This is a genomic window from Streptomyces sp. BE20, assembly GCF_036322525.1.
In the GTDB taxonomy this organism is placed as follows: domain Bacteria; phylum Actinomycetota; class Actinomycetes; order Streptomycetales; family Streptomycetaceae; genus Kitasatospora.
Map to the genome: position 1 here is coordinate 1 of NZ_JAQYWW010000206.1, position 9861 is coordinate 9861.

The following is a 9861-nucleotide window of genomic DNA, read 5'->3' on the forward strand; positions in this document are numbered from 1 at the left end:
CATCTTGATGATGCCGGCCGCCCCGGCCGCCGCCTGGGTGTGCCCGAGGTTCGACTTGATCGACCCGAGCCAGAGCGGGTCGCCGCCGTCCCGGTCCCGCCCGTACGTCGCCAGCAGCGCCTGGGCCTCGATCGGGTCGCCCAGCGTCGTCCCCGTACCGTGCGCCTCGACCACGTCGACGTCCCGCGGCGTCAGACCGGCGTTCGCCAGCGCCTGGCGGATGACGCGCTGCTGCGACGGGCCGTTCGGCGCCGTCAGACCGCTGGAGGCGCCGTCCTGGTTCACCGCCGTGCCCCGCACCACCGCCAGGACCGGGTGGCCCAGACGCTGCGCGTCCGACAGCCGCTCCACCAGCAGCATGCCGACGCCCTCGCCCCAGCCGGTGCCGTCCGCACCCGCCGCGAAGGACTTGCACCGGCCGTCGGCCGCCAGACCCCGCTGCCGCGAGAACCCGACGAAGGTCTCCGGGGTCGCCATCACCGCGGCCCCGCCCGCGAGGGCGAGATCGCACTCGCCCGCCTGCAGCGCCCGGGCCGCCAGGTGCAGCGTGACCAGGGACGACGAGCAGGCGGTGTCCACCGTCAGCGCGGGGCCCTCCAGGCCGAGCGTGTAGGAGATCCGGCCGGAGGCGACGCTCCCGGAGTTGCCGGTCCCGAGGTACGCCTCGACCTCGTCCGGGACGTCCAGCAGGCGCGCGGCGTAGTCGTGGTACATCAGGCCGACGTAGACGCCGGTGCGGGAGCCGCGCAGGCCCAGCGGGTCCACCCCGGCCCGCTCCAGCGCCTCCCACGCCGTCTCCAGCAGCAGGCGCTGCTGCGGGTCCGTCGCCAGCGCCTCGCGCGGCGAGATCCCGAACACGTCCGGGTCGAAGTCCGCGGCCTCGTAGAGGAATCCGCCTTCGCGCGCGTACGAGGTGCCGGGGTGGTCCGGATCGGGGTGGTAGAGCCCCTCGACGTCCCAGCCGCGATCGGTCGGGAACAGACCGATGCCGTCCCGGCCCTCGTCCACCAGCTTCCACAGCTCGTCCGGCGTGGTGATCCCGCCCGGGTAGCGGCAGGCCATCCCGACGATCGCGATCGGCTCGCGGGCGCCGGCCTCGGCCTCCGCCAGCCGCTTGCGCGTCTGATGGAGGTCGGCGGTCACCCGCTTCAAATAGTCCCGGAGCCTCTGCTCAGTCGACACCAGCGCGTCACCTCACTCCGGTGGTCACCGGGATCGCAGGGTGGGACGGCACCGCGGACCGGCGGTACCGTCCCAGACGGTAGGAGCGGTCCCTCGGGCCCCTCAACCCCTAGGAGTCCCTTAGCCGCGGATCCCGGCCTGCCGGCGGGAATCCCCCCGACGGGCCGGGATCCGCCGATCGAGCGGTCCGAGGCCGTCACAGGGGGCAGGGGGCAGGCGCCCGGGTCACGACGCCGCCTCCCGGGCGCCCGGGCCCCCACCGGACTAGCATCGACCGTATGGGAGAACGAGAGTTCGGGCCCAGCGCGCCCCAGCTCGTACTCGATGCCGAAGGCGACTCGCAGGTCATGAGCCCGAGCCGCTCGTACGCCGTCGGCCGGGACCCGGCGAGCGACGTCGTGTTCACCGACCCCCGGGTCTCCTGGCACCACGCCGTCCTGCACGAGGGGGACGGCCGGTGGGTGCTCGACGACGTCGGTTCCACCAACGGCACGTACACCGAGGGCCACCGCGTCCGGCACGTGGACGTCGGCCCCGGCAGCGTGGTCCGCTTCGGCGATCCCGCCGACGGGCCCCGCTGCAGCCTGAGCGCCCTGCCCGAGCCGATGACCGTCCAGCAGCGGCAGTCGTCCGCCCTCACCTCGATCACCGGCTCCTACCGCCCGCCGACCAGCATCCTCCCGCTGTCCGCCCGCGTCGTCCGGATCGGCCGCGCCCCCGACAACGACCTGGTGGTGAGCGACCTCTCCGCCTCCCGCCACCACGCCGAACTCCGTGCCCTCCCCGACGGCCGGTACGAGATCGCGGACCTGGAGAGCCACAACGGCACCTACCTCAACGGCCAGCCCGTGTTCGAGGCCCTCGTCGGCCAGGGCGACCTGGTCGGCATCGGCCACTCGGAGTTCTGCCTGATCGGCGACGAGCTCCAGGAGTTCGTCGACACCGGCATCGTCGACCTCGACGTCGAGGACCTCACCGTCACGGTCGGCGACACCCACGTCCTGCTCGACCACGTCACCTTCCCGGTCGGCGAGAAGAGCCTGCTGGCCGTCACCGGCCCCAGCGGCGCGGGCAAGTCCACCCTGCTCAACGCCCTCACCGGGCTCCGCCCCGCGACCGGGGGCACCGTCCGCTACGACGGCCGCGACCTCTACCGCGAGTACGCCGAGCTGCGCCACCGCATCGGCCTCGTCCCGCAGGACGACATCCTGCACACCCAGCTGCGGGTCCGCCGCGCCCTGCGGTACGCGGCCGAGCTCCGCTTCCCCGGCGACACCGCGCCCGCCGAACGGGAGGCCCGGGTCGAGGAGGTGATCAGCGAGCTCGGCCTCACCCAGCGCGCCGACCAGGTCATCTCCAGTCTCTCCGGCGGCCAGCGCAAGCGCGTCAGCGTCGCCCTCGAACTGCTCACCAAGCCCTCCCTGCTGTTCCTGGACGAACCCACCAGCGGTCTCGACCCCGGCATGGATCGCTCGGTCATGCAGATGCTCCGCGGCCTCGCCGACGACGGACACACCGTCATCGTCGTCACCCACAGCGTGCTCAGCCTCGACCTCTGCGACCGTCTGCTCCTGCTCGTCCCCGGCGGCCGGATCGCCTGGTACGGCCCACCCGGCGAGGCCCTCGGCCACTTCGGCTTCGACCACTGGCCCCAGGCGTTCGAAGCCTTCGAGAGCCGACGCGACCACGACTGGGCCGGTCAGTACCGGGCGTCCACCCCCTACCGGCGCTACATCGCCGGCGCCATGGACCACCCCGCCCGCTCGACCCCCGGCACGCCGGCGCCCAGCGCCTCGGCCCCCCGACCCACCCCGAGGCGCTGGGGCAAACAGGTCTCCACCCTCGTCCGCCGCTACACCACGGTGCTCGCCGCCGACAAGACCTTCCTCGCCGTGATGATCGCCCTGCCGTTCATCATGGGCGCCCTGACGCGCGCCCTCGCGGGCCGACAGCTCGACGAGGACACCGCCCTCAACGCGCTGCTCATCCTCTGCGTCGGCGGCGTCCTCACCGGGGCCGCCAACGCCGTCCGCGAACTGGTCAAGGAAACCGTCATCTACCAGCGCGAACGCGCCGTCGGCCTGTCCAGATCCGCGTACCTCTGCTCGAAGATCGTGGTGCTCGGCACCATCACGGTCGTCCAGTCGGTGGTCCTCACCCTGGTCGCCCTGGTCGGCGTCGGGCTCGGACCACCGGGCGCCGGAGGCGTGTTCCTGCCGCGCCTGGTGGAGATCACCCTCGCCGTCGCCCTGCTCTCCGTCACCACGATGGTCCTCGGCCTCCTCGTCTCCGCCGTGGTGAAGAAGGAGGAGGTGACCATGCCCCTGCTGGTCCTGGTCGCCATCGTCCAGGTGGTGTTCTGCGGCGCGCTGCTCCAGCTCGACCAGACGCCGATCCTCAACCAGCTCTCCTGGCTGGCGCCCGCGCGCTGGGGGTTCGGCGCGATGGCCGCCACCGTCGACCTGGGCGCCCTCCTGCCCGACCCCCTCACCGACGACCCGATGTTCGCCCACCGCGGCAGCGTCTGGCTGCTCGACATGGGCATGCTGCTGGCCCTCTCCGTGCTCTTCGGACTCGTCGTCGCCCGGCTGCTGCGCCGGCGCGAACCCGTGATCATGCGGAAGTAGGCCGCGCCCACCGGTCGCGCCGCGCCCTCGCGGCCCGTGGAGCGCCGGCCCCTGCGTGCCGGCGCTCCACCCCGCCCCGACCGGCTACAGGCCGAGGTCGTTGTCGATGAACGCGAACATCTCCTCGTCGCTGGCCTCCTCCAGCAGGTCGACGACCTCGTCCGCCTCCGTCGGCTGCCAGCCCGCGAGCAGCCTCCGGAGCCGGTCCGCGATCTGGTCGCGCACCGCGGGGTCGAGTCCGTCGGCGGCCAACGAGACCTCGAACCGGTCGAGCTCGGCCAGCGCGGGCAGCGGCGGGGCCACCGGCTCCACCGGGGCCAACTGCTCGAACAGGTGCTCGGCCAGGTCGCCGGGGGTCGGGTAGTCGAAGATCACCGTCGCCGGCAGGCGCAGGCCGGTCACCGCGGTCAGACCGTTGCGCAGTTCGACCGCCGTGAGCGAGTCGAACCCCTGGTCGAGGAAGCCCCGGGCGGGCTCCGTCGGATGGTCGGCCGGGTAGCCCAGCACCGTCGCCATGTGGCCGTGCACCAGGTCCAGCAACAGTTCGCGCCTCGCCTCGTCCGACAGCCCCGCCAACCGCTGGGCGACCGGCACCACCGTGGGCGCCACGGCCCTGACCGCCGGCCTCCGGACCAGGCCGCTCAGCAGCGCCGGCACCTCCCCCGCCGCCCGCACGGCCGCCAGGTCGAGCCGGATCGGCACCACCGGCGCCGCCGCGGCGGTCACGGCAGCGTCGAACGCCGCCAGCCCCGACGCGACGTCGAAGGGCAGCACGCCGGCCCGGGCCATCCGCTGCCGGTCGGCCTCGTCCAGGTCGCCGGCCATGCCGCCCTCGGCCCACGGCCCCCAGGCCAGCGCCTGCCCCGGCAGGCCGAGCGCCCGGCGGTGCTGGGCGAACGCGTCGAGGAACCCGTTGGCCGCGGCGTAGTTCGCCTGCCCCGGCGTCCCGAAGACCGCCGACGCGGACGAGAACAGGACGAACGCCGAGAGTTCCAGGCCCCGGGTGAGTTCGTGCAGGTGCAGCGTGCCGTCCACCTTCGGCCGCAGGACGCGGTCGAGCCGGTCGGGCGTCATCTGCTCGACGATCCCGTCGTCCAGGACACCGGCGGTGTGCACCACCCCGGTCAGCGGGTGCTCCGCCGGGATCCCGGCGATCACCGCGGCCAGCGCGGCACGGTCGGTCACGTCCGCCGCGGCGAGCGTCACCTCCACGCCTTCGGCGCCGAGCTCCCCGGCCACCGCCTCCCCGCCGCCGCTGCGGCTGACCAGGACCAGCCGGCGGATCCCGTGGGAGCCGACCAGATGACGCGCCACCCGGCCCGCGAGTGTGCCGGACCCGCCCGTGATCAGCACGGTACCGGCGCCGAACGATCCGACCGCCAAGTCCGTGGCCGGGTCCGTGACCGATGCGGTGGTCGGATCGGTGGCCCGGCCGGTGGTCGGGTCGATCGCCGGGTCACCGGCGGTCGTGCGCGCCAGCCGCGGCGCGAACAGCGCGCCACCACGGACCGCCACCTGAGGCTCACCGGAGGCCACCGCCGCCGGCAGCGCCGGCCAGGACGCGGCGTCCTCGTCGACGTCGACCAGGACGAACCGGTCCGGGTTCTCCTGCTGGGCCGACCGGAGCAGGCCCCAGACCGCAGCCCCGGCGAGGTCGACGCCGTCGCCGCCTTCGCCGCCTTCGCCACCGGGCAGGACCGCGTTCCTGGTCAGCACCACCACCCGGGAGTCGGTGGACAGCGAGCTCTGCACGACCGCCAGCACCCGGCGGACCTCGGCACGGGTCACCTCGGCGACCCCGCCGGCCCCCTGGCCGCCGCTGCCCGCGCCACCCGCGGCCACGAACACCACCGGGGCACCGAAGCCGTCCCGCGCCGGCACATCCGGCAGCTCCGGCAGCGGCTCCCCGAGCACCACCCAGCCGGCCCTCGACGAGGCCGCCGAAGGGGCAGGCGCCGGCACCCGGTCCCACTCGACCGCGAACAGGTCCGCCGCCGCGGGACGGGTGGAGGGCACCGGCCTCATCACCAGCGACCCGACCGCGAGCACGGCCTGCCCCGTCGTGGTGAACGCCTCCAACCGGACCGCGTCACCGCCGGCCGGACTGATCCGGACCCGCAACCGGTCCGCGCCGGCGGCGTACACCGCCACGTCCGACCAGCTGAACGGCAGCCGTGCCAGCGCGTCGGCGTCACCGCCCTCGGCGTCGCCGCCCGGAAGGCTCAGCGCGTGCAGGGCCGCGTCGATCAGCGCGGGGTGCGCACCGAACCGCGACGCCTCACGCCGGAACTCCTCGCCGAGGACCACCTCGGTGAACAGGTCGTCGCCACGACGCCAGACCTCCCGAAGCGCCTGGAACGCCGGCCCGTAGTCCAGGCCCATGTCCCGGAGACCGGCGTAGAGGCCGTCGAGCGGCACCTCCACCGCGCCGGCGGGCGGCCAGACGGCGGAGGTTTCGACGGCCCGCCCCGCCGCCGCGCCGGCCGGCGCGAGGGCGCCGGTGGCGTGGTGCTGCCAGCCGTCGCCGTGCTCGTCACGGGAGTGGATGCGCACGTCCCGGCGGCCCCGCTCGTCCGGGCCGTCCACCGTCACCTGGATCCGAACCGCGGCCCGGTCGGGAACGACGAGCGGCACGTGCAGCGTCAGCTCCTCGACGGTGTCGCAGCCGACCTGGCGGGCGGCCTGGAGCGCGAGCTCCAGCAGCGCCGTCCCGGGCAGCAGCGCCGCACCGGCGACCACGTGATCGGCGAGCCAGGGCTGGTCACCGAGCGAGAGCCGGCCGGTGAGCACCGTCCCGTCCCCGTCGACCAGCGGCACGACCGCGCCGAGCAAGGGGTGCTCGGCGGCGCCGAGCCCGGCCGCACCGAGATCGCCGGCACCGCGGGTCGCGGCGAGCCAGTACCGCTTCCGCTGGAAGGCGTAGGCGGGGAGTTCGAGCGGCCGGACGCCGGTGAAGAAGGGCGACCAGTCGACCGGGACGCCGTTGACGTGCAGGGTCGCGAGCGCCGTGAGCACGGTGGTCGCCTCGTCGCGGTCGCGGCGCAGCAGCGGCGTGGCGACGGCGTCGGGCTGCTGGACGAGCGCCGACAGGACACCGTCCGGGCCCAGTTCGACGAACCTGGTGACGCCGTCGAGCGCTTCGAGGGCGTCGGCGAAGCGGACCGGCTTGCGGACCTGGTCCACCCAGTACTCCGGGTCCGACCACTCGCCCGGCCGGACCGGGCGGCCGGTCACCGTGGAGACCGCCGGGAGCGACGGTTCGGCGAAGGCCAGCGACTTCACGATCACGCGGAAGTCCTCCAGCATCGGCTCCATCAGCCGCGAATGGAAGGCGTGGCTGGTGCGCAGACGGCTGGTCTTCCAACCCCGCTCGCCCGCCGCCTCCGCGACGGCGTCGATCTCGGCCTCCGGCCCGGCCACGACGACCGAGGACAGGCCGTTCACCACCGCGACGTCCACGTCCGGGAACGCGGCGAGGACGTCCGCCTCGGAGGCTCCGACGGCGAGCATCGCCCCACCAGCCGGAAGGGCCTGCATCAGTCGGCCGCGTGCGGCGACCAGCGTGGCCGCGTCCCCGAGGGACAGCACCCCGGCCACGTGCGCGGCGGCGATCTCACCGATCGAGTGCCCGACCAGGACGTCCGCCCGCACACCCCAGTGCGACAGCAGCGCATGCAACGCCACCTCAACCGCGAACAGGGCCGGCTGCGCATATCCCGTCCGGTGGATCAACTCCTCGTCCGCGAGGACCTCCGCCAAGGGCCGGTCCAGATGGGCATCCAGGTGCAACGCCACCTGGTCGAAGGCATCCGCGAACACCGGGAACGCCTCGTACAACCCCCGGCCCATCGACGCACGCTGCGCACCCTGACCCGTGAACAGGAACGCCACCCGACCCGCCCGTGCGGTGCCGGTCAGACCACCCGCACCGGACGCCACCGCGTCCAGCCCGGCCGTCAGCTCGTCGGTCCCACCCGCGAGCACCACCGCACGATGCGCCAGCGCCGGGCGCCGCGCCGCAGCCGCGGCGAGCGCGTGGAGATCCTGGTCGGCGACGTGCCGCAGACGCTCCGCCTGGGCCCGCAGCGCCGACTCGGTGTGCCCGGCGAGCAGCACCGGGACGACCGTCGGCTCCGGGCCGTCGGCCGGGACCTCCCCTGTGGGGGCCTCTTCGAGGATGACGTGCGCGTTGGTGCCGCTGACGCCGAACGCCGAGACGCCGGCCCGACGAGGCCGGTCCCCGGGGTTCCAGGGACGCGACTCGGTCAGCAGCTCGACCTCACCGGCCGACCATTCCACGTGTGGGGACGGCTCGTCCGCGTGCAGGGTGGCGGGGAGCGTCCCGTGCCGCATCGCCAGCAGCATCTTGATGATGCCCGCGACACCGGCCGCCGCCTGCGTGTGCCCGATGTTGGACTTCACCGACCCCAGCCACAACGGCTCGCCGCCGTCCCGGTCCTGCCCGTACGTCGCCAGGAGCGCCTGGGCCTCGATGGGGTCGCCGAGCGTCGTGCCGGTGCCGTGCGCCTCGACGGCGTCGACGTCCTGCGGGTTCAACCCCGCCTGCGCCAGCGCCGCCCGGATCACCCGCTGCTGCGACGGACCGTTCGGCGCCGTCAGACCGTTCGACGCACCGTCCTGGTTCACCGCCGTGCCCCGCACAACGGCCAGAACCTGACGACCCGCCGCCCGCGCCGACGACAACCGCTCCACGAGCAGCATGCCGACACCCTCGGACCAGCCCGTCCCGTCCGCACCAGCGCCGAACGACTTGCACCGGCCGTCCGGCGCCAGACCCCGCTGACGCGAGAACTCCACGAACACATCGGCGTTCGGCATCACGGTCGCACCGCCGACCAGCGCCATCGAGCACTCACCCGACCGCAGCGCCTGCGCCGCCAGGTGCAGTGCCACCAGCGAGGACGAACACGCCGTGTCCACCGTCACCGCAGGGCCTTCGAGCCCGAAGGAGTAGGAGATCCGGCCGGACATCACCGACGAGGCCGTACCCGTCAGCAGGTGCCCCTCCAGGCCCTCCCCGCTCTCCACCGACCCGATGCCGTACCCCATGAACGAGGCACCGACGAACACGCCCACCGGCTCGCCGCGCAGGCCCAGCGGATCGACCCCACCCCGCTCCAACGCCTCCCACGACGTCTCCAGCAACAGGCGCTGCTGCGGATCCATCGCCAGCGCCTCGCGCGGCGAGATCCCGAACAGCCTGGCGTCGAACTCGCCGGCCTCGTAGAGGAAGCCCCCGTGCCGGGTGTACGAGGTGCCCGCGTGGTCCGGGTCGGGGTGGTACAACCCCTCCAGGTCCCAGCCACGGTCGGTCGGGAAGGCCCCGATGCCGTCCCGGCCCTCGGCCACCAGATCCCAGAACGCCTCGGGTGTCTCCACCCCGCCCGGCAACCGCAGCCCCATGCCCACGATGACCACCGGGTCGTCCTGGACCGCGACCGGAACCGCCGCCCCGGTCGGTGCGGCTGCCTCCGCGCTGCCCACCACCTGTGCCAGCACGTACGCGGCGAGCCGCTCGGCGCTCGGGTAGTCGAACGCCAGCGTCGCCGGCAGTGCCAGCCCGGTCGCCGACCGCAGACGGTTCCGCAGTTCGACGGCGGTCAGCGAGTCGAAGCCCAGCTCCTTGAACGCCCGAGACGCCTCGATCTCCCCGGCCGACGCATGGCCGAGAGCCGCCGCGACCTCGGCCCGGACCAGCTCCAGCACGGTCCGCTGCCGCTCCGCCGACGACAGACCCGCCAACCGCGCGGCCAGCCCGGAGTCCGACTCCGGCGCGGCAGCCGACTCGGCGGCCTCCGGCAGCCGGTCGAAGAACGGTCGGGCGCGGCTCGCGGTGAACAGCGGCAGGAAGTCCGCCCAGCGGACGTCCGCGACGGTGACCGCCTCGTCCCCCGAGCCGACGGCCGACGCCAGCGCTGCCAGCGCCCGGGCGGGATCCATCGGGCTCAGACCCCGGCGGCGCAACTGCGCGGCCGTCTCGTCGTCCGCCGCCATGCCCACCCGGGCCCACGGGCCCCACGCGACGGCGGTA

Annotated in this window: 2 protein-coding genes and 1 pseudogene; 1 reads left to right on the forward strand and 2 read right to left on the reverse strand. The window is 74.3% G+C overall.

Annotated features, from left to right (window positions below; genetic code table 11):
- On the reverse strand, positions 1 to 1182 hold a 1182-nt coding region (locus tag PUR61_RS01050), incomplete at its 3' end, for a beta-ketoacyl synthase N-terminal-like domain-containing protein (protein ID WP_329874641.1).
- A gap of 278 nt (positions 1183 to 1460) precedes the next feature.
- On the opposite strand from PUR61_RS01050, the gene PUR61_RS01055 reads away from it, so the two are divergent.
- Complete coding sequence (locus PUR61_RS01055) at positions 1461 to 3809, forward strand: FHA domain-containing protein (RefSeq protein WP_329874643.1); 2349 nt, start codon at positions 1461 to 1463, stop codon at positions 3807 to 3809.
- Positions 3810 to 3893: 84 nt separating this feature from the next.
- Here PUR61_RS01055 and PUR61_RS01060 read toward each other — a convergent pair.
- A pseudogene (locus tag PUR61_RS01060) lies at positions 3894 to 9824 on the reverse strand (SDR family NAD(P)-dependent oxidoreductase); the annotation flags it as partial.
- Between the last annotated feature and the right edge of the window lie 37 nt (positions 9825 to 9861).